15 protein-coding genes are annotated in these 20,385 nt (G+C 70.6%); 9 read left to right on the forward strand and 6 right to left on the reverse strand.

Annotated elements, in window-relative coordinates:
* Nucleotides 1-81: 81 nt before the first annotated feature.
* Nucleotides 82-1,086, reverse strand: a complete 1,005-nt coding sequence (locus tag ACWDN5_RS07440) for a LacI family DNA-binding transcriptional regulator (RefSeq protein ID WP_449675218.1) — start codon at nt 1,084-1,086, stop codon at nt 82-84.
* A gap of 153 nt (nt 1,087-1,239) precedes the next feature.
* Between ACWDN5_RS07440 and ACWDN5_RS07445 the strand changes: the two genes are divergently transcribed.
* From ACWDN5_RS07445 to ACWDN5_RS07465, 5 genes are read left to right on the forward strand one after another with little or no spacing between them, the layout of a single operon-like run.
* A complete protein-coding gene (locus ACWDN5_RS07445) occupies nt 1,240-2,313 on the forward strand; it encodes an ABC transporter substrate-binding protein (RefSeq protein WP_310975838.1) in 1,074 nt (357 codons plus the stop codon).
* Complete coding sequence (locus ACWDN5_RS07450) at nt 2,310-3,875, forward strand: sugar ABC transporter ATP-binding protein (RefSeq protein WP_310975837.1); 1,566 nt, start codon at nt 2,310-2,312, stop codon at nt 3,873-3,875. The genes ACWDN5_RS07445 and ACWDN5_RS07450 overlap by 4 nt, the downstream gene beginning before the upstream one ends.
* Nucleotides 3,856-4,806, forward strand: a complete 951-nt coding sequence (locus ACWDN5_RS07455; protein WP_310975836.1) for an ABC transporter permease — start codon at nt 3,856-3,858, stop codon at nt 4,804-4,806. Before ACWDN5_RS07450 ends, ACWDN5_RS07455 begins: the two co-directional genes overlap by 20 nt.
* The gene (locus tag ACWDN5_RS07460) at nt 4,803-5,777 is read left to right on the forward strand and encodes an ABC transporter permease (RefSeq protein WP_310975835.1); all 975 of its coding nucleotides are present in this window, start codon (nt 4,803-4,805) and stop codon (nt 5,775-5,777) included. Before ACWDN5_RS07455 ends, ACWDN5_RS07460 begins: the two co-directional genes overlap by 4 nt.
* Before the next feature lie 28 nt (nt 5,778-5,805).
* Complete coding sequence (locus ACWDN5_RS07465) at nt 5,806-8,265, forward strand: LamG-like jellyroll fold domain-containing protein (RefSeq protein WP_449675222.1); 2,460 nt, start codon at nt 5,806-5,808, stop codon at nt 8,263-8,265.
* Between the two features lie 76 nt (nt 8,266-8,341).
* Here the strand turns inward: ACWDN5_RS07465 and ACWDN5_RS07470 are convergent, their stop codons facing one another.
* Together ACWDN5_RS07470 and ACWDN5_RS07475 are read right to left on the reverse strand one after the other, a co-directional pair.
* Complete coding sequence (locus tag ACWDN5_RS07470; protein ID WP_310975833.1) at nt 8,342-8,770, reverse strand: PGPGW domain-containing protein; 429 nt, start codon at nt 8,768-8,770, stop codon at nt 8,342-8,344.
* A complete protein-coding gene (locus ACWDN5_RS07475; RefSeq protein WP_449675224.1) occupies nt 8,737-10,164 on the reverse strand; it encodes a serine hydrolase domain-containing protein in 1,428 nt (475 codons plus the stop codon). The genes ACWDN5_RS07470 and ACWDN5_RS07475 overlap by 34 nt, the downstream gene beginning before the upstream one ends.
* Before the next feature lie 136 nt (nt 10,165-10,300).
* On the opposite strand from ACWDN5_RS07475, the gene ACWDN5_RS07480 reads away from it, so the two are divergent.
* Nucleotides 10,301-10,900, forward strand: a complete 600-nt coding sequence (locus ACWDN5_RS07480; protein WP_449675226.1) for a dihydrofolate reductase family protein — start codon at nt 10,301-10,303, stop codon at nt 10,898-10,900.
* 5 nt (nt 10,901-10,905) lie between these two features.
* Here the strand turns inward: ACWDN5_RS07480 and ACWDN5_RS07485 are convergent, their stop codons facing one another.
* Nucleotides 10,906-11,493: an FMN reductase gene (locus ACWDN5_RS07485; RefSeq protein ID WP_310975830.1), complete on the reverse strand. Its 588-nt coding sequence runs from the start codon at nt 11,491-11,493 to the stop codon at nt 10,906-10,908.
* Entirely contained in the window at nt 11,490-12,584 is a 1,095-nt protein-coding gene (locus tag ACWDN5_RS07490) for an LLM class flavin-dependent oxidoreductase (RefSeq protein ID WP_449675228.1), read from the reverse strand. Before ACWDN5_RS07490 ends, ACWDN5_RS07485 begins: the two co-directional genes overlap by 4 nt.
* A 107-nt stretch (nt 12,585-12,691) precedes the next feature.
* Here ACWDN5_RS07490 and ACWDN5_RS07495 point away from each other — a divergent pair, with 107 nt between their 5' ends.
* From ACWDN5_RS07495 to ACWDN5_RS07505, 3 genes are all read left to right on the forward strand, one after another.
* Nucleotides 12,692-14,122, forward strand: a complete 1,431-nt coding sequence (locus ACWDN5_RS07495) for a hypothetical protein (protein WP_449675230.1) — start codon at nt 12,692-12,694, stop codon at nt 14,120-14,122.
* A gap of 134 nt (nt 14,123-14,256) precedes the next feature.
* Nucleotides 14,257-16,308, forward strand: a complete 2,052-nt coding sequence (locus tag ACWDN5_RS07500) for a DNA gyrase/topoisomerase IV subunit B (protein WP_310975827.1) — start codon at nt 14,257-14,259, stop codon at nt 16,306-16,308.
* 28 nt (nt 16,309-16,336) lie between these two features.
* The gene (locus ACWDN5_RS07505; RefSeq protein WP_449675232.1) at nt 16,337-20,125 is read left to right on the forward strand and encodes a DNA topoisomerase (ATP-hydrolyzing); all 3,789 of its coding nucleotides are present in this window, start codon (nt 16,337-16,339) and stop codon (nt 20,123-20,125) included.
* 50 nt (nt 20,126-20,175) lie between these two features.
* On the opposite strand, the gene ACWDN5_RS07510 is transcribed toward ACWDN5_RS07505, so the two are convergent.
* Nucleotides 20,176-20,385, reverse strand: a 210-nt coding sequence (locus ACWDN5_RS07510) for an RICIN domain-containing protein (RefSeq protein ID WP_449675234.1), incomplete at its 5' end; no start/stop codon positions are given.

Raw genomic sequence — 20,385 nt, forward strand, 5'->3', positions numbered from 1 at the left:
CCCGGCCCGGAGGGCGTGTCGTCCGGCCATGTACGCGTGTCGTCCGGGTGGGTACGCGTGTCGTCCGGGTGGGTACGCGGGTCAGCGGCCGCCGGTGCTTTCGCGGATCTCCAGGGCGAACGGGGTCTGGATGTCCTGCGGCGGGGACGTCTTGTCGCCGGTGATCCGCCGGTGCACGAGGTCCACCGCGGCCTCCGCCAGGGCCGTTTTGTCCGGGGCGATCGTCGTCAGCGACGGGAGTGAGAATGCGCTCTCTTCGTTGTTGTCGAAACCCACGATCGCCACGTCCTCCGGCACCCGCAGGCCCAGCTCGGCCACCGCGCGCAGCGCGCCGATGGCCAGCAGGTCGTTGAAGCAGAACACCGCGTCCGGCGGCGAAGGCAGGGCCAGCAACGACTTCATCGCCGCCGAGCCCACCGAGCGGTGCCACTTCTCCGCCGGGGCCACCAGAGCGTCCGAATAGGACAGGCCCGCCGCGGCCAGCGCCGCCCGGTAGCCGGCCAGGCGCTGCGACGACGTCCCGCGGGAGGGATTCCGGCCGATCGCCGCGATGCGTGTGCGCCCCAGCGAGGCCAGGTGGGACACCGCCGTGCTCGCGGCCAGGACGTTGTCGATCGCCACGTGGTCGATCGGCACGTCCACCGCGTGCTCGCCCAGCATGACCAGCGGGATTCCGCCCGGGTCGGCCGGGAAGTCCGCCGCCTCCAGGGCTTCCGGGTGGACCAGGGCGCCGTCGACCAGGTGCGGCCCCAGCGACGAAAGCGTCTCCCGCTCCCGCGGCCGCGTCCCCTGCGTCTGTTCGATCAGGACGCTCCAGCCGCGCTTCTGCGCCGCCGTGATCACCAGGCCGGCCAGCTCGCCGAAGTACGGGATGGACAGCTCCGGCACCATCAGCGCCAGGAAGCCGGTGCGGCCGCGGCGGAGGTTGCGCGCCCCGACGTTCGGCCGGTACCCGGTCGCCGCGAGGGCTTCTTCGACGCGCCGCCGGTTCTCCGGCTTGACGAAGGCGTAGCCGTTCACGACGTTCGACACCGTCTTCACCGACACTCCGGCAAGCGTGGCGACGTCCTTGAGCGTCACGGTCACGGGCGGTCCCTTCAGAGAGTGAGCACGAAGTGTAGCCAACGGCTGCCGGTTTACAACGTTGTTCCAACGATGTAAAAAGTACCCCAAGGCTCCCGTGGTGACCCCGATCACCCCGGCGAGCGGGCCACCAACGACGCTGCCCGAGGAGTCGACGTGCTCTTGCCCTCCCGTCCCCGACTGGTCCTGGTCACCGCGGCCGCCGCCGCGCTGACCCTCACCTCCTGCACCGCCCGGGAAGAAAGCCCCGCGGCGCCCTCCAGCGGCGGCGGACCGGCCGCCAGCGCCCAGTCCGCCGCGCCGTCCGCCGACGGCTGCACGCTCCAGAAAACCGGTTACCCCAAGGTCGACCTGAAGACCGCGGTGGTGGGTTTCTCCCAGTCCGAAAAGGAGGCCAACCCCTTCCGGATCACCGAGACGCAGTCCATCCGCGACGAAGCCGCGAAGCTGGGTATCGGCAACCTGCTGGTCACCAACGCCCAGAGCGACCTGAACCGCCAGATCAGCGACATCAAGTCGATGCTCGACCGCGGTGCCCAGCTGCTGATCGTCGCGCCGTTGAACTCCGACGGCCTGCAGCCCGCCCTCGACGCGGCGAAGGCCAAGAAGGTCCCGGTCGTCACCATCGACCGCAAGGTGACGTCCCAGCCGTGCACCGACTACCTGACCTTCATCGGCTCGAACTTCGTCGAGCAGGGCAAGCGCGCCGCCCAGGAGACCGCGCGGGTCACCGGCGGCACCGGCAAGGTCGCGATCCTGCTCGGCTCGTCCGGCAACAACGTCACCACCGACCGCACCAAGGGCTTCAAGGACGAGCTCGCGAAGACGCCGGGGCTGTCCGTGGTCGCCGAGCAGACCGGCGAGTTCGACCGCTCCAAGGGCCAGGCCGTGATGGAGCAGCTCATCCAGAGCCACCCGGACATCACCGCGGTCTACGCCGAGAACGACGAGATGGGCGTCGGCGCGGTCAACGCGCTGAAGACGGCGGGCAAGGCGCCCGGCAAGGACGTCAAGATCGTCTCCATCGACGGCACCCGCAACGCCGTGCAGCTCATCGTCGACGGCAGCTACAACGCGGTGATCGAGTCCAACCCGCGCTTCGGCCCGCTGGCCTTCCAGACGCTGCAGAAGTTCGCCGACGGCGAGGCCATCCCGCCCAGCATCGTCATCACCGACGACCAGTACGACGAGACGAACGCGGCGCAGAAGGTCGGGAACTCCTACAAATGACGGCCACCACCGAAGTGCGGACCGCACCGGTGCTCGAGGTGACCGGGGTGACCAAGCGGTTCCCCGGCACCCTCGCGCTCGACGACGTCAGCTTCGCGCTGGCCCCGGGCGAAGTGCACGCGCTGGTCGGCGAGAACGGCGCCGGCAAGTCCACGCTGATCAAGGTGCTCACCGGCGTCTACCAGCCCGACGAGGGAGAAGTGCGGCACCTCGGCGAGCCGGTGACGTTCAAGCGGCCGATCGACGCCCAGCGCGCCGGGATCTCCACGATCTACCAGGAGGTCAACCTCGTCCCGCTGATGAGCATCGCCGGCAACGTCTTCCTCGGCCGCGAGCCGCGCACGAAGGCCGGCCTGGTCGACTGGTCGAAGATGTACGCCGACGCCCGCGAGCTGCTCAAGGGCTACGGCATCACCGACGACGTCAAACGGCCGCTGCACACCCTCGGGGTCGGCGCCCAGCAGATGGTCGCCCTCGCCCGCGCGGTGTCGACCGACGCCAAGGTCGTCATCATGGACGAGCCGACGTCCTCGCTGGAACCGCGCGAGGTCGAGACGCTGTTCGAGGTGCTGAACCGGCTGCACGCCCACGGCATCGCGATCGTCTACGTCAGCCACCGGATGGACGAGCTGTACCGGGTCTGCGACAGCGTCACCGTGCTGCGCGACGGCCGCGTCGTCCACAGTGGACCGCTGAAGCCGCTGCCGCGCATCGAGCTCGTGTCGCTGATGCTCGGCCGCGAGATCCGGCAGATCCGCGAAGAGGGCGTCACGGCGTTCGGCGAGGAGCACGACGTCGAGCGCGAGCCGCTGCTCAAAGCCGAAAACCTCAGCGGCATGCGGAAGCTGCACGACGTCTCGGTGAGCATCCGGCCCGGCGAGGTCGTCGGCCTGGCCGGGCTGCTCGGCTCGGGCCGCAGCGAGACGGCCCGGGCCATCGTCGGCGCCTTCCCCCTCGACGGCGGCAGCGTGCTGCTCGCCGGGAAACCGCTCAAGAAAGGCCGGATCGCCCAAGCGATGCGGGCCGGGATCGCGCTGCTGGCCGAGGACCGCAAGACCGACGGGATCATCCCGAACCTGTCCGTCCGCGAGAACATCGTGCTCGCCGCACTGCCGGCCCTCTCGCCGTTCGGCCTGGTCAGCAAGGCCAAGCAGGACCGGATCGTGCAGGTCTTCATGGAGCGGCTGCGGATCAAGGCGGCCAGTCCCGAGCAGAGGGTGTCGGAGCTGTCCGGTGGCAACCAGCAGAAGGTGCTGCTGGCCCGCTGGCTCGCCACCGGCCCGAAGATCCTGCTGCTCGACGAGCCGACCCGCGGCATCGACGTCGGCGCGAAGGCCGAGGTCCAGGCGCTGATCGACGAACTCGCGCAGGAAGGGCTCGGCGTCCTGCTCATCTCGTCCGAACTGGAGGAACTGATCGACGGCTCCGACCGCGTGGTCGTCCTGCGCGACGGCTCGGTGGCCGGCGAACTGACCGGCGACCGCATCACCGAAGAGAACGTCCTGACGGCCATCGCGGCGGAAACCACCGGGGGTGACAACGATGTCCACGGCCACCCTTGAGCGCGCGAAGGTCACCGCGTGGCTGCAGAACTACGGCGTCTACCTGGCCGTCGTCGTGCTGCTGCTGTTCAACGTGGTGTTCACCGAGAACTTCCTGTCGGCGGCCAACTTCCGCACCCAGCTGGTGCAGGCGGCGCCGGTCTGCATCGTCGCGCTCGGCATGGCGCTGGTGATCGGCACCGAGGGCATCGACCTCTCGGTCGGCTCGGTGATGTCGATCGCCGCCGCGCTCATCCCGCTCTACCTGGGCGCGGGGCCACTGACGGCGATCATCGTGGCCGTCATCGCCGGGATCGTCTCCGGCCTGTTCAGCGGGTACCTGGTGGCCTACCTGGGCATCCAGCCGATCATCGCGACCCTCGCCCTGCTGGTCGGCGGCCGCGGGCTCGCGCTGGTCATCGCGCACGGCCAGCTCGTCCAGCTGCACAACCGGGACTTCCTCGAACTCGGCACCGGTGACGTCCTCGGCGTCCCGATCATGGTCGTCGTCGCGGGTGTCCTCGCCGTGCTGGCCGGGCTGGTCGTCCAGCGCACGACGTTCGGGCGGCACCTGGTCGCCGTCGGCGGCAACCGCGCGGCGAGCACCCTGGCCGGGCTGCCGGTGAAACGCGTGCTCGTCGGCGTCTACGTCATCTCCGGGGCGCTGGCCGCGGTGGCCGGCGTGCTGGCGACGTCGAGACTCGGCGCCAGCGACCCCAACGACCTCGGGCTGCTCATGGAACTGTCCGCGATCACCGCGGTCGTCGTCGGCGGCACGCCGCTGACCGGCGGCCGGGTCCGCGTGCTCGGCACCGTGTTCGGTGCGCTGCTCATGCAGCTCGTCCACGCCACCCTGATCAAGCACAACCTGCCGGACTCGACCGCGCAGATGGTCCAGGCGGCCATCATCGTCGTCGCGGTCTACGTCGCTCGCGAGCGGAGCAGCCGATGACCGCAACGCAGACCACGGAACGCAACGCCGCCTTCGCCGGAGTCCTGCAACGCCAGGGCGCGGCCGTCGTGCTCGTGCTGGGCATGGCCGCGGCGTGGTTCGCCTTCCCCCGCTTCGGGTCCGCGGACAACCTGCGGGACCTGGCGCTGCAGAGCTCCTTCCTGGCAGTGATCGCGCTCGGGATGACCTTCGTGATCATTTCCGGGGGCATCGACCTGTCGGTCGGGTCGAACTACGCGCTCGGCGGTGTCCTGGCCGCGTACGGCGCCCAGTACGGGCTGGTCGTGGCGATCCTGCTGCCCCTGGCGGTGTGTTCGCTGATCGGGTTCGTCAACGGCGTGCTCATCGCGCGCACCGGGATGGCGCCGTTCATCGTCACGCTCGCGTCGCTGCTGTTCGCCAGGGGACTGCTGCTGGCGCTGACGTCCGAAGGGGCGACGACGTACAAAGTGGACGCCGGTTCGGCGTTCCTCTGGCTCGGCCAGGGCACGATCTTCGGCATCGGCGTCCCGGTGTACCTGACGCTCGTCCTGTTCGCCCTCGGCGGGCTCCTGTTGCGCCGCACGCGCTTCGGCCAGTCCGTGTTCGCCATCGGCGGCGCCGAGCAGTCGGCGATGCTGATGGGACTTCCGGTGGCCCGCACCAAGATCGGCCTCTACACGCTCAGCGGCGCGCTCGCCGGCGTTGCGGGCATCCTCACCGCCGCCTACCTGCAATCCGGCGTCACGGTGATCGGTGTCGGCACCGAACTCGACGCGATCTCCGTCGTGGTCATCGGCGGCACGCTGCTCACCGGCGGCGCCGGGACGATCATCGGCACGCTCGTCGGCGTGCTGCTGCGCACGCTCATCCAGAACGTCATCAACCAGATCGGCACCCTCGACTCCAACTACCAGACCGTGGTGAGCGGGGCCTTCCTGCTCGTCGTCGTGGTGATCCAGCGCCTGCTCGCGCGCTCCCGTACCCGCTGACCCCTGTCCCCTACCAGGAGGTTCGACGATGCTCCGCCCCGCCCGCCTGGCCGCCGTGCTGGCCCTGGCGCTCACCGGACTCGCGGTGCCCACCGCGAACGCCGCGGCGCCACCGCAGTGGCAGCGGCTCGCGCCGCCGCTGTCGACGCCGTGGACGAACGACGTCTCCCCCACCAACGCCCTGCCGGACTACCCGAGACCGCAGCTGACCCGCGCGAAGTGGCAGAACCTCAACGGCGTCTGGGAATTCTCCTCGGCCAAGCCCGGGGAGGCCGCGCCGGTGGGCAGGACGCTGGGCGAGCGGATCCTGGTGCCGTACCCGGTCGAGTCGGCGCTGTCGGGGATCATGCGCCACGAGACGAACATGTGGTACCGGCGGACGTTCCAGCTGCCGCGCGACTGGCGGGGCCAGCGCATCCTGCTGCACTTCCAGGCCGTCGACTACGACACGACGGTGATCGTCAACGGCAAGACCGTCTCCCGGCACACCGGTGGCTACGACGCCTTCTCGGTCGACGTCACCGACGCCCTGACCACCGCCCGCGACCAGGAGCTGATCGTCGGCGTCGCCGACCCGAACGACCAGGGCGGGCAGCCGATCGGCAAGCAGCGCCAACCCGGTGACGGCATCTTCTACACGCCGTCGTCGGGCATCTGGCAGACCGTCTGGATGGAACCGGTCGCGTCCGCGCGCATCGACCGCCTGGACGTGACGCCGGACCTCGGTTCCGTGACGGTGACCGCGGTCGTCGGCGGGCCGGTGAAGCAGCGCGTCGAAGCGACGGCCTACGACCACGGCCGCCCGGTCGGGCGCGTGTCCGGCGACGCGAACAAGCCGTTGAAGCTCAAGGTGGACCGGCCGCACCTGTGGTCGCCCGACGACCCGTTCCTGTACGACCTGCGGGTGAAGCTCGTCCCGTCGGGCGACGAGGTCGGCTCGTACTTCGGGCTGCGCACGGTCGGGCTCGGCAAGACCGCCGACGGCAAGCAGCGGATGCTGCTCAACGGCAAGTTCGTCATGCAGGTCGGCCCGCTCGACCAGGGCTTCTGGCCGGACGGCATCTACACCGCGCCGACCGACGCCGCGCTGAAGTTCGACCTGGAGCAGGAGAAGGCGCTCGGCTTCAACATGGTGCGCAAGCACATCAAGGTCGAGCCGGACCGCTGGTACTACTACGCCGACAAGCTCGGTCTCCTGGTCTGGCAGGACATGCCGGCGATGAAGGACGACGTCGAGCCGTCCGCGGCTTCGCGCGTCAACTTCGAGTCCGAGCTGAAGCGGATGATCGACCAGCACCGCAGCTTCCCGTCGATCGTCAGCTGGGTGCCGTTCAACGAGGGCTGGGGCGACTACGAAGTCGGCCGCATCGCCGACCTGGTCAAGTCCTGGGACCCGACGCGGCTGGTGAACGCCGAATCCGGCGTCAACTGCTGCCGGTCCGAACCGGACAGCGGCAAGGGTGACGTCTACGACGACCACACCTACACCGGCCCGGGCACCCCGGCGCAGAGCGGCACCCGCGCGGCGGTCGACGGCGAGTACGGCGGCCTCGGCCTCAAGGTCGCCGGGCACGAGTTCGACCCGGCGGGCAGCTTCGCCTACGAAATGGAACCCGACAGCGCGACGCTGACCCGGCGCTACGGCGAACTCCAGCAGCGCCTGCTGCTGGTCGCCCAGCGGTGCGGGGTGTCCGCGGGTGTCTACACGCAGACCACCGACGTCGAGAAGGAGGTCAACGGCTTCTTCACCTACGACCGGCAGGTGAAGAAGATGGACTTCGCGGCGGTCCGCGCGGCGAACCTCGCGGTGATCAAGGGGGCCACCGGCGCCCCGGTGTCCGGTCCGTCCGTTCCCGCCGGAACGCCCGGGATCGACGGCATCGCCGCCTACCCCTTCGACGAGAACGTGGGCACGGTGGCCGAGGACGTCGTCGGCAGCCACGACGCCACGCTCGTCGGCGGCGCGTCCTGGACCGCGGGCAAGAGCGGTTCGGCACTGGCCACCAACGGCTCCGGCCAGTTCGCCGACACCGGCGCGGCCCTGGTGAACACCGAAGGCAGTTACAGCGCGGCGGCGTGGGTCCGCTTCAACGCGGTCGGCGACGGCTTCCAGACGATCGTGAGCCAAGACGGCGACAGCAACAGCGCGTTCTTCCTGCAGTACTCGGGCGCCGACCACCGGCTCGCGATGAGTTTCGTGGGCACGCGGGCCCTGGCGCCCACGGCTCCGGAAGCGAACCGCTGGTACCACGTCGTCGGCGTCCGCGACGCGGCTTCGGGCACGCTCAAGCTGTACGTGGACGGTCAGCTGGCGGCCACGAAGAGCGTCTGCCTCGGCGAAGCGTCGACGGGCCACACGGTGATCGGCCGCGGCAAGTACGGCGGCGGCCCGGTCGACTTCTTGAACGGGGCGGTCGACCAGGTCCACGTCTACGACCGGGCCCTGTCCGATTCGGACGTGAGCGCGTTGTACTCGAGCGGGAAGTAGGAAACCAACCGGACGGCCCGGGGACCGCGGTCCCCGGGCCGTCCTTCACCCTTGCCGGGCGACCATTGCGCCGCGGCTACCGGTCGGTCGACGCCTTCGCCCCGGTCTCGCGCCGCGACTTGACCCGGTGGTAGCTCCAGCCCAGCAGCGCGAACAGGATGATCGAGGACAGGATCAGGCTCGACCCGGTGCTCCAGCCGCTGAACGGCAGCGACTTCACCGTGCCCCAGACGATCCCCGCCGCCAGCAGCGCCAGCCCGGCCAGCACCGATCCGGCGATCCGCAGCGGCGACGACACGCTGTCCTCGGCCGCCTTCATCGCGCGGTCGCGCACCGGGTCGACGTACTTCTCCAGCGCCGGGAACTCCGAGGCCAGCACCAGGAGCCCGGCGAGCACGAGCAGCAGCCCGGGGCCGGGGAGGACGAGCAGCACCACGCCGACCACCAGCAGGACCGCACCCGCCACGGTGATCAGGATCCGCTTCGCCTGCTTGCCGATGCCCACTGGGCGTCTCCCCTCGTCTTCCCCGATTGTTCCTGGTCGCGGCGCCGCGTGCCACTCGCCAGGACCCGGGCCCTGGCCGCGGCCACCGTCAGCCCCGCCAGCGCGGCCACGCCGAGCGCGGCCACGAGCCCCGGCCAGACGTAGAGCACCTGGGCGTAGGTACCCCGCCGTCCGGCGAATACCCACCCGAGCAGCTGCGGCAGGAACACCAGCGGGACGAGCGGCAGCAGCGGCGGCGCGACCCGCCACCACCGGGGCTTCCGCCCGGCCCGGCGGACGCCCAGGACGGCGAGGCCCACCACGAGCAGCGCCAGGGCGCCGAGCACCCGGTCCGCGACCACCCCGGCGGGCAGGGCCGGCTCCGGCGTGCCGCCTTCCAGCAGGCTCGCGAGGCCCTGGGCCAGCAGCTCCGCGTCGTTGTCCAGGGCCAGCCCGGTGTTCGCGAGCACGGCGACGCCGTACCCGCCGGGCAGCAGCACCTGCGCCGCGGTGTGGGTGAACAACTCGCCGGTGTGCGACGTCCGCCCGTCCCGGACGCGCCAGCCCAGCGCGTAGTCGCGTCCGGGCGCGGGCGTGTGGGCGGTCCGGACCGATTCCGGGGTCAGCACCCCGCCGCCGTCCTGCTGCGCCCGCAGCCACTTCGCCAGGTCCGCCGCGGTGCTGAGCACGCCGTGACTGCCGCCGGTGAACCAGTCCGGTTCGGACGCCGGCACCTCGATCCCGAACGCCCGGACGTACCCCTCGGTCCCGGACGGCGGCGCGTCCACGGCGGTGCTGCCGGTCATCCCCAGCGGCCGGAAGAGGTGCCCGGCGAGGTGGTCCGCGAACGGTTGCCCGGCCACGACCTCGACGATCCGCGCGGCGACCTCGTAGTTCGGGTTGTGGTAGTGGAACGTGGTGCCCGGCTCGCCGGCGAGTTCCGCGTCCTTCAGCCGGGCCACGGCCTCGGCGAGGGTGTGCGGCTGCGGCAGGGTCAGGTCGGGGAAGGCGGAGTCGGCCATCCCGGACGTCTGGTCCAGCAGCATCCGGACGGTGATCTTCGCGCCGCGCGGATCGGCGAGCCGGAAGTCGGGCAGGTACCGCGTCACGGGCTCGTCCAGCCGCAGCCGGCCGGCTTCGGCGAGCTGCAGGACGGTGAAGGCCGTCATGGACTTGCTCACCGACGCGATCGGCAGCCGGGTCTCCGCGGTCAGCGGCGCGCCCGCGGCGTCGTGGCCGTAGCCGGCGGTCCGGACCACTTCGTCGCCGTGGGTGATCGCGACGGCCGCGCCGGGGAGGCCGGTGTGGTCCAGGTAGGCGCGGACGTAGCTGTCGATGTCCGGGCGCGGGGCCGCCGCGGCCGGGGTCGCCGTGGCCGTCAGGAGGGCCGCCAGCGCGAGGAGAAGCCTGATCATGGGGTGAAGGTAGGCAGCGCGGGGTGGCGGCCGCCGCTGCCGGACGACCGGGACGACCCCTTACTTTCGGCACCTTCCCGTGCTTTACTCAATCCATTGGTTGATAAACCAAATGGTTGACCAGGAGGTGCGGGCGATGCCCGGAGTGGTGGCGAGTTTCTGCATGTCGCTCGACGGATTCGTGGCCCGGCCCGACGACAGCGTCGGGCCGCTCTTCGACTGGTACCGGGCCGGGGACGTCGAGCTGCCGATGATCGGCTACCCGATGACGTTCCGGGTCGCGGCGGCGAGCGCGGAGTACCTGGGCACGTTCCTGGATTCGGTGCGCCACAGCGCGTTCGTGTGCGGCCGCCGCGTGTTCGAGTACACGCACGGCTGGGGCGGCCGGCCGCCGGGCGGCGGCACGGCGTTCGTCGTGACCCACCGCCCGCCCCCGGCGGACTGGCCCGCCGACCACCTGGCGCCCTTCACGTTCTGCCCGGACGTCGCGACCGCGGTCGAGCAGGCCCGGTCGGCGGGCGACGGAACGGTCGGCGTTTCCGGGCCGTCGATCGCGCAGCAGTGCCTGGAGCTCGGGCTGCTCGACGAGCTGCGGATCGACCTGGTGCCGGTGCTGCTCGGCGAAGGGGTGCGGTACTTCGGGCACCCCGACCTCGGGAAGTCCGAGCTGGAGCAGGTGGAAGTCGTTGCCGGACAAGGGGTCACCCATCTCCGGTACCGGGTCCACCACCCGTGACCGCCTTACTCGGCCGCCAGCAACTGCTCGAACGGAACGAAATCCGGCTCGCTCGAGGCGGCGACCCGCCCCGAGGCCGACGAAGCCAGCTCCGCCCCCGCCTTCTCGATCCGCCGCTGCAACGCCCCCGAAGCCTCGCCGCTGCCCCAGTCCGACGATGCCGCGTACACGCCGGTGGCCACCGGATCCGCCTTCAGGTACCCGAACAACGGCCGCAGCTGGTAGTCCAGCACCAGCGAATGCCGTTCCGTGCCGCCGGTGGCCGCGAGCAGCACCGGCTTGCCGACCAGCGAATCCGTGTCGAGCACGTCGAAGAACGACTTGAACAGCCCGCTGTAGCCGGCCGTGAACACCGGGGTCACCGCGATCACCGCGTCCGCGCCGGTCACCGTCTCGATCGCGGTGCGCAGCTGCGGGCTCGGGAAGCCGGTCAGCAGGTTCTTCGTGACGTCCAAGGCGATGTCCCGCAGCTCCACCACGGACACCGAGACCGGTTCCCCGGCCGCGGCGACGGTCGCCGCGGCCAGGCGGTCGGCGAGCAGGCGGGTCGACGAAGGCACCGACAAGCCCGCGGTCACCACTGCGAGCTTCATACCGTCGCCTCCACCGCGGCCGAAGCCGCCGCCTTCAGGGATTCGTGCGTCGGCGCGTCCGGCACGTGCGCCGGGCGCAGGGCGTCGAGTTCCTTGCGCAGCACCGGGACCACGTGCTCGCCGAGCAGGTCGAGCTGTTCCAGGACGGTCTTCAGCGGCAGGCCGGCGTGGTCCATCAGGAACAGCTGGCGCTGGTAGTCGCCGAAGTGCTCGCGGAAGGTCAGCGTCTTGTCGATGACCTCCTGCGGGCTGCCCACGGTCAGCGGCGTCTGATCGGTGAACTCCTCCAGGGACGGCCCGTGCCCGTACACCGGCGCGTTGTCGAAGTACGGCCGGAACTCGTTCCACGCGTCCTGGGACTTGGGCCGGATGAACGCCTGGCCGCCCAGGCCGACGATCGCCTGGTCCGCCGAGCCGTGGCCGTAGTGCTCGAACCGCTGGCGGTAGAAGGAGATCAGCTGCTGGAAGTGTTCCTTCGGCCAGAAGATGTGGTTGGCGAAGAAGCCGTCGCCGTAGTACGCGGCCTGCTCGGCGATCTCCGGGCTGCGGATCGAACCGTGCCACACGAACGGCGGGACGCCGTCCAGGGGCCGCGGGGTGGACGTGAAGCCCTGCAGCGGGGTGCGGAACTTGCCGGACCAGTCGACGACGTCCTCGCGCCACAGCTTGCGCAGCAGCGCGTAGTTCTCGATCGCGAGCGGGATGCCCTGGCGGATGTCCTGGCCGAACCACGGGTAGACCGGGCCGGTGTTGCCGCGGCCCATCATCAGGTCGACGCGGCCGTCGGCGAGGTGCTGCAGCATCGCGAAGTCCTCGGCGATCTTCACCGGGTCGTTCGTGGTGATGAGCGTCGTCGACGTCGAGAGGATCAGCTTGGACGTCTGCGCCGCGATGTGGCCCAGCATCGTCGTGGGCGACGACGGGACGAACGGCGGGTTGTGGTGCTCGCCGGTCGCGAAGACGTCGAGGCCGACCTCTTCGGCCTTGAGCGCGATGCGGACCATCGCCTTGATCCGCTCGTGCTCCGTCGGCGTGGTTCCGTTCGTGGGATCGGTCGTGACGTCGCCCACCGTGAAGATTCCGAACTGCATGACCTGCTCCCTTCGCGAGCACCATCTTATATGCGCGTTCAACTACTTCCAAGCAAGAGATATTCCGGCCGTCAGGCGTCCGAGGGGCACCGGCTAAGGTCGGGGGCATGGACGCGGAGCTCGCTCGGCTGGGTTTGGCAGAACGTTCGGTACGACTACTCGCCGGTCGCGACATCTGGGCCTCGATCACCCCCTTGCTCGCCCCGCGCCGGAACCTGGTGGCCGCCTTCGGTCACGTCGGGCCCGGCGCGGCGGCCCTGCTGCCCTTGCAACCCGGCGACACGCTGATCACGGACGCGAGCCTGGACACCGTGCTGTCCGGCGCGACGAGCCCGCACGCGCTGCTGCACTGGGTCAAGGCGGGCGTGATCGTGCACTCGCTGCGGGGCCTGAACGCGAAGCTGGTGATCGCGGAGGACGACCCGTCGTTCGTGGTGGTCGGCTCGGCCGACGTCACCGCCGCCGGCCCGCGGCAGCTGTTCGAGGCCGTCACGCTCTCGCACGAGCGGCACACCGTCGAGGAGGCCCAGGAGGCCTGGCTCGAGTGGTGCGACCTCGCGGGCCCCTCGCTGACCGCGGGTGACCTGGAGCCGCTGCTGGAGCAGTACGGCGCGGGCAAGCCGGTCACGGCCCGCCCCGCGGCGGCGACCCGGACCGCGGCGGCCCCCGCCCGGCCGGTGGTGACCAGCCGCCCGGTGACCCCGGTCCGCCCCGCGGCCGCGACGCCACCGCCCTCGCCGGTCCGCCCCGCGGCGCCCGCGCCGTCGCCGGTCCGCCCGGCCACGCCGCCCGCGTCGCCGGTGCGCCCGGCAGTGTCCGATGCCCCCGCCGCCGCTTCCCCCACGCCGGGCGCCCCGGCCACCGGGTCTCCGGCGCCGTCGCCCGCCGAGCCCGCCCGCCCGGCGCAGCCGGAGGCGGGTTTCCCGGCCGCCGAGGGCGGCGCGCCCGAAACCACGGCCGCCGCCACCGAGCCCGCCACCGCGGAACCGGTTGCGGCCGAGCCGGAAGCCGCCGAAACCGCCGAAACCACCGACGTGCCGCGCCCGTCGTGGCCGCGCCCGGCCGAGCTCTACCTGGTCAGCCTGGTCGAAGGCGGCGAGCCGTCCGCCGAGGCGGAGTACCGCCTGGAAGAGCTGTCCCGCGAGTACACCCACCCCGGCGAAGACGGCGAATCGCCGTTCCGCGTCGAGCTGTTCTGGGCCGACGACGGCCAGGGCCAGGACCCGCCGCGCACGCTGCGCGCGGGCGTGCACGTGATCCCGGTCTACAGCCAGAAGCAGGGCCGTCCCCTCGTCGGGTCGCGGATCGAGGCCCCCGGGCTCGTCCTGCAGGCGCACGTCGACGAGTTCGCCTACCCCCGCCGGACGTACTGCTACGTGCTGACCCGGCAGTCGGCCGCCAAGCCGGCGTTCGGCGACCTCCGCAAGGCCCTCGCCGCGATCGGCGAGAAGCCGAACTTCCGGAACAGTTTCCAGGTCCCGCGGAAGATCGAAGCCCTGCTGGGCCTGTGGCCCGACCTGGGCTACGACCCCCGTTAGGGGGCGGCGCACGCCACTCCGGGAGCGGGAGCGCGCGAAAGTTGTCGGGGGTGGCGGATATCCTGCACTACGGTGCAGGCGAGTCCGCACCACCACCAGCACTTTCGCGAGCCACGATCCGGGAGAACGACCCTGTGACTGCCGAGACCTTGTACGGGGCCGACGACCTGACGCATCTCGAGGGTCTCGAAGCCGTCCGCAAACGACCCGGGATGTACATCGGCTCCACCGACAGCCGGGGCATCAACCACCTCTTCTCCGAGGTGGTGGACAACTCGACGGACGAGGGTGTCGCCGGCCACGCGACGAAGATCGTCGTCACGCTGCACGCCGACGGCAGCGTCCAGGTGGACGACGACGGCCGCGGCATCCCCACCGGCACCCACGCCAAGTCCGGTCTGTCCGGCGTCGAGCTGGTGCTGACGCGGCTGCACGCCGGCGGCAAGTTCGGCGGCTCCGGCTACAAGACCTCCGGCGGCCTGCACGGCGTCGGCGCTTCGGCGGTCAACGCGCTGTCGCACCGCTTCGACGTCACGGTGAAGCAGGACGGCAAGGTCCACCAGATGTCGTTCAAGCACGGCGTCCCGGGCACGTTCGACGGGCCGGGCCCGAAGGCGAAGTTCACCCGCCGGTCCGGGCTGAACGTCGTCGGCAAGATGAAGCGCGGCGAGCGCAGCGGCACGTCCATCCGCTACTGGTACGACGCGCGCTACTTCGAGTCCGGCGCGGCGCTCGACGTCGAAGGCGTCCGGTCGAAGCTGCGCAACACGGCGTTCCTCGTCCCGGGCGTCACGTACGTGCTGCGCACCGCGATCGAAGACACGATCAACGAAGAGACGTTCCACTTCCCGAACGGCCTGGCCGACATGGTCGACTTCCTCACGCCGTCGGGTGAGAAGCCGGTCTGCGGCACGCTGCTGATCACCGGCGAAGGCACGTACAAGGAGAACGCGGCCGACGCCGCCGGCGTCATGCAGTCCAATGTGGAGCGCCACGCCGAGGTCGAGGTGGCGCTGCGCTGGGGCACCGGCTACGAGCGCACGGTCGAGTGCTTCACCAACACGATCCGCAACGTCCACGGCGGCACCCACCGCCGCGGCTTCGACCGCGCGATGGCGAAGGCGTTGCAGGAGGCGATCTCCAAGACCCGCGGGCTGCTCAAGCCCAAGGAGGACATGCCGACGATCGAGGACGTCCTCGAGGGCATGACGGCCGTCATCCACGTCCGGCTGCCGGAGCCGCAGTTCACGTCGCAGACCAAGGACGAGCTGTCCACCGCCGGCATCACCCGCGTGCTGCAGGGCATCGTCGACAAGCACGTCAAGGCCTGGACCGAGGATCGCAAGACGAAGTCCGAGGCCAAGGTCGTGCTGCAGAAGGTGGTCGACGCCTCCCGCGTCCGGCTCACCCAGAAGCAGCAGAAGGACGCCGCCCGGCGCAAGACCGCCCTCGAGGGCGCGGCGATGCCGCCGAAGCTGGTCGACTGCCGCACCACCGGCGTCTCCCGCAGCGAACTGTTCCTGGTCGAGGGTGACAGCGCGCTGGGGTCGGCGCGGATGGCGCGCGTGTCGGAGTACCAGGCGCTGCTGCCGCTGCGGGGCAAGATCCTGAACGTGCAGAAGGCGTCGCTGGGCGACACGCTGAAGAACGCCGAGATCGCGTCGATCGTCCAGGTGCTCGGCGCGGGCACCGGGCGCACGTTCGACCTGACGACCATGCGCTACGGCCGGGTGATCCTGATGGCCGACGCGGACGTCGACGGCTCGCACATCCGCACCCTGCTGATCACGCTGTTCGCGAAGTACATGCGCCCGGTGATCGAGGACGGCCGGCTGTACGCGGCGATGCCGCCGCTGCACAAGCTCGTCACGAAGGGCCGCAACCCGGAGACGCACTTCACGTACACGCAGCAGGAGATGGAGGCGAAGTTCGCCGAGCTGGAGAAGGCCGGCAAGAACATCGTCACCCCGGTGCCCCGGTTCAAGGGTCTCGGCGAGATGGACGCCGACGAGCTGTGGGAGACCACGATGAACCCGGCCACCCGCTCGGTCCGCCGCATCACCATGGACGACGTCGAAGCCGCCGAGGGCGCGCTGGAACTGCTGATGGGCGAGAAGGTCGAGCCCCGGCGGAACTGGCTGGTCGCCTCTTCGGACCGGATCGACCGCGAAGCCATCGACGCTTAAGTTTTCTCAGCTACCAAGGAGTTCTGCCGTGGCACGCCGCAAGGGCCCCACCACCAAGGTCGATCCCAGCGCGTTCGACTCCCCCGGTGCGCACGTCTTCGACAACTCGCTCAAGACCGAGATCGAAGACTCCTACCTGGAGTACGCGTACTCGGTCATCCACTCGCGCGCCCTGCCGGACGCGCGTGACGGGCTGAAGCCGGTGCACCGCCGGATCCTGTTTTCCATGCACGAGCAGGGGTACCGGCCCACACACGCGTATGTGAAGTCGTCCCGCGTGGTCGGCGACTGCTTCGTCCGCGGCGCACTGGTCTCCACCCCGGGCGGACTGCGGCCGATCGAAGAGATCGAACTCGGCGACCAGGTGCTCGACCGCCGTGGTGCCGCCGTGCCGGTCACCGAGGTCTACGAGAACCCGGTGTCCGCACTCGTGCGGGTCACGTGGTCGAACGGGCACACGATGCTCGTGACGCCGGGCCAGCGGTTCCGGACGTTGGCGGAAGACTCGAGTCTGACGTGGACGGACGCCCGCGACCTCGCCGGCCGACAGACTGTTGCCTACGGGAGCGCACGCCGCGAAAACCGTTCGACGGGCGGAGATCGCTACGCCTACCTCCTCGGCTTGATCACGGCCGAAGGGTTCGCGGTCGACCGCAACCGCGACGCGGACGGCCGGGTCCGGATCCACATGTGCGACGTGGAGCCGCTCGACGCGGTGTACGCGTGGGCAACGGCTCACGGCCTAGGCGTGTCGCGGGGGACGCGCACCGCGGCGAAGCCGAGTTGGCGCGACCAGCACATTCTCACTTTCGCCCGGCACGAAGGCCTCCTTGCGGCCGGTAGCCCGCTCAGCGACGCGAAGGTCGTCCCGGCGGAGGTTCTCGCGGACCGGTCGAGCTGGGCGCCGTTCCTCGCGGGCCTCCTCGACGGCGACGGCCACATCCGCAAGAACAACCGCGAGATCGTCTACGTCAGCACGAGCGAGACGCTGGTCCGGCAGGTCTACGCGATGCTCGCGGACCTCGGGATCCACGGTCACCACTGGACCAATCCGGAGACCGGCGGCCACAAGACCTTGCTCGGTCTCTCGGTCAGCGGATCCGACGCCGCGGCACTGGCCGGCATCCTGGCGCCGTGGATCACGATCGGCTACAAGAAGAGCGATCTGGAAAAGCTCACGGAGATCACCTACGGCTACGGCGGCAAGCAGGGCAACGACCGGCTGCCCAACAAGGTGGTCATGGCCGAGTTCTCCGCGGCCCACCTCGGCGGCGGCTGGTTCCGCGACACCGAAGGAACCGCCTTCCGCGCTTCGCTGTCCGCGGTGAGCGGGGCCAAGGTCCGCTACGGCAAGGACCGGCACGGCACCGCACTGGCCGATCGCTCGTTCCCGCTCGCGCGGGCGCACCAGGACGGCTGGATCGACAAGCTGCGCCGCATCGGTTCTCCGCTGGCCGACCGGCTGGACGCGCTGAAGGGGTTCTCGTTCCTCGAAGTGGTGTCGGTCGAGCCCGTCGAGCCGGACGTCACCTACGACATCCAGGTCGGCAGCGAAGCACACGAGTTCGTGGTCGAGGGGTTCGCCGTCCACAACTGCATGGGCAAGTACCACCCCCACGGCGACACCGCGATCTACGACGCGATGGTCCGCTTGGCCCAGGACTTTTCCCTCAACGCGCCCCTGATCGACGGCCACGGCAACTTCGGCTCCCCCGACGACGGCCCGGCCGCCAGCCGGTACACCGAAGCCCGCATGTCGCCCGAGGCGATGCAGCTGGTCGGCGAGCTCGGCGAGGACACCGTCGACTTCCGCCCGAACTACGACGGTTCGCTCGAAGAGCCGTCCGTGCTGCCCGCGGCGTTCCCGAACCTGCTGGTCAACGGCACCTCCGGGATCGCGGTCGGGATGGCGACCAACATGATCCCGCACAACCTCGGCGAGGTCATCGCCGCGGCGCGGTGGCTGATCACGCACCCGTCGGCGACGCTCGACAAGCTGATGGAGTTCGTGCCCGGCCCCGACCTGCCGACCGGCGGCAAGCTGCTGGGCCTCGACGAGGTCCGCCGCGCGTACGAGACCGGCCGCGGCGTGGTCCGGATGCGCGCGAACGTCGAGACCGGCCCCCTGGAAGGCAGCCGCGGGCGGCAGGCGATCACCGTCACCGAGCTGCCCTACGGCGTCGGGCCGGAGAAGGTGATCGAGAAGATCACCGACGAGGTCAACAAGTCCAAGCGGCTCACCGGCATCGCCGACGTCAAGGACCTCACCGACCGCGAGAACGGCACGCGGCTGGTCATCGAGTGCAAGGTGGGCGTCAATCCGCAGGCGTTGCTGGCCGACCTGTACCGGCTCACGCCGCTGGAGCAGTCGTTCGGCATCAACAACCTGGTGCTCGTCGACGGCCAGCCGCAGACCCTGGGCCTGAAGGAACTCCTGGAAGTCTTCCTGCGGCACCGCTACGACGTCGTCACGCGGCGCACGAAGTACCGCCGCCGCAAGCGCGAAGAGCGGCTGCACCTGGTCGACGGCCTGCTGATCGCGCTGCTGAACATCGACAAGGTGATCCGGCTCATCCGCGAAAGCGAGAACGCGCAGGCGGCCAAGGACGGCCTGATGACGCGCTTCAAGCTCTCGGAGATCCAGGCGACGTACATCCTCGACACGCCGCTGCGCCGGCTGACCAAGTACGACCGCCTCGAGCTGGAGTCGGAGCAGGAGCGGCTGCGCGAGGAAATCGCGGAGCTGACCAAGATCCTGGACGACGAGTCGGTGCTGAAGAAGCTCGTCTCGGCGGAGCTGGCGAAGATCGCGAAGGACTTCCCGACCGAGCGCCGCACCGCCCTGATCGACGGCGATCTGAAGGAGGTCCTGGCCGCGTCGAAGCCGTCGGGCCCCCTGGAGGTCGCGGACGACCCGTGCCAGGTGATCCTGTCGGCGACCGGCCTGGTGGCCCGCACCGCGGCCGAGTCCGAAGAAGCGACGGAGACGCGTCGCCGCAACGGCCGCGTGAAGCACGACGCGGTGGCAGCGCTGGTCCACACGACCGCGCGCGGGCAGATCCTCCTGGTGACCAGCCGCGGCCGCGCGTTCAAGACGGATGTCCTGCCGCTGCCGGTGCTGCCCGAGCAGGCAGGCACGGTCTCGCTGCGCGGCGGCATGGCGGCTCGCGAGCTGGTCCCCCTGGAAAAGGGCGAGACGGTGATCGGCATCGCGCCGCTGGGCGAACAGGCGGCGGGCTCCCCGGGCCTGGCCCTGGGCACGAAGGCCGGCGTCGTGAAGATCTGCGCGCCGGAGTGGCCGGTCCGCTCGGACGAGTTCGAAGTGATCTCGCTGAAGGACGGCGACGAAGTCGTCGGCGCCACGTGGCTGACGGACGGTTCGGAGACGCTGGCGTTCGTGTCGTCGGAGGCGTCGCTGCTGAAGTACGCGGCGTCCCTGGTCCGCCCGCAGGGCCTGAAGGGCGGCGGCATGGCGGGCATGAACGTCGGCTCGGGCTCGGTGGTGTTCTTCGGCGCGGTCCGCACGGACGACGACGAGCACGGCGAACCGCTGGTGATCACGGCAACGGGCCAGAGCGTGAAGGTGACCCCGTTCAGCGAGTACCCGGCGAAGGGCCGCGCGACCGGAGGCGTCCGGGCCCAGCGTTTCCTCAAGGGCGAGACGGCGTTGCGCGTGGCCTGGATCGGCCCCCGCCCGGCCGGAGCGGCCCGCAACGGAGACCCGGTGGAGCTCCCGGAGATCGACGTCCGCCGCGACGGCTCAGGCCACGCCCACCCGGGCCCGGACGTGGTCGGCCACCTCATCGAGCGCGACTGACGGTCGTGCGTGGCAAGGCGGGGAGAACCCGCCTTGCCACGCACGACCCGCTAGGCGACCTTGAACGACTGAGCGGCGCTGCCGCTGCAGGCCGCCTGGACCAGCTGGACGCTGTCCGCGGTGGACGATCCCGGCACGGTCAGGCACTTGCCGCTGTGGCGGGCGACGAAGTGGTAGTACCCGCTCCCCTCGGACACCGGCTGCCACTGCTGGTTGGCGCCGCCCGCGACGAGACGTGGGAGCAGGCCCGCACCGACAAG

The organism is Amycolatopsis sp. NPDC003731 (assembly GCF_053586895.1).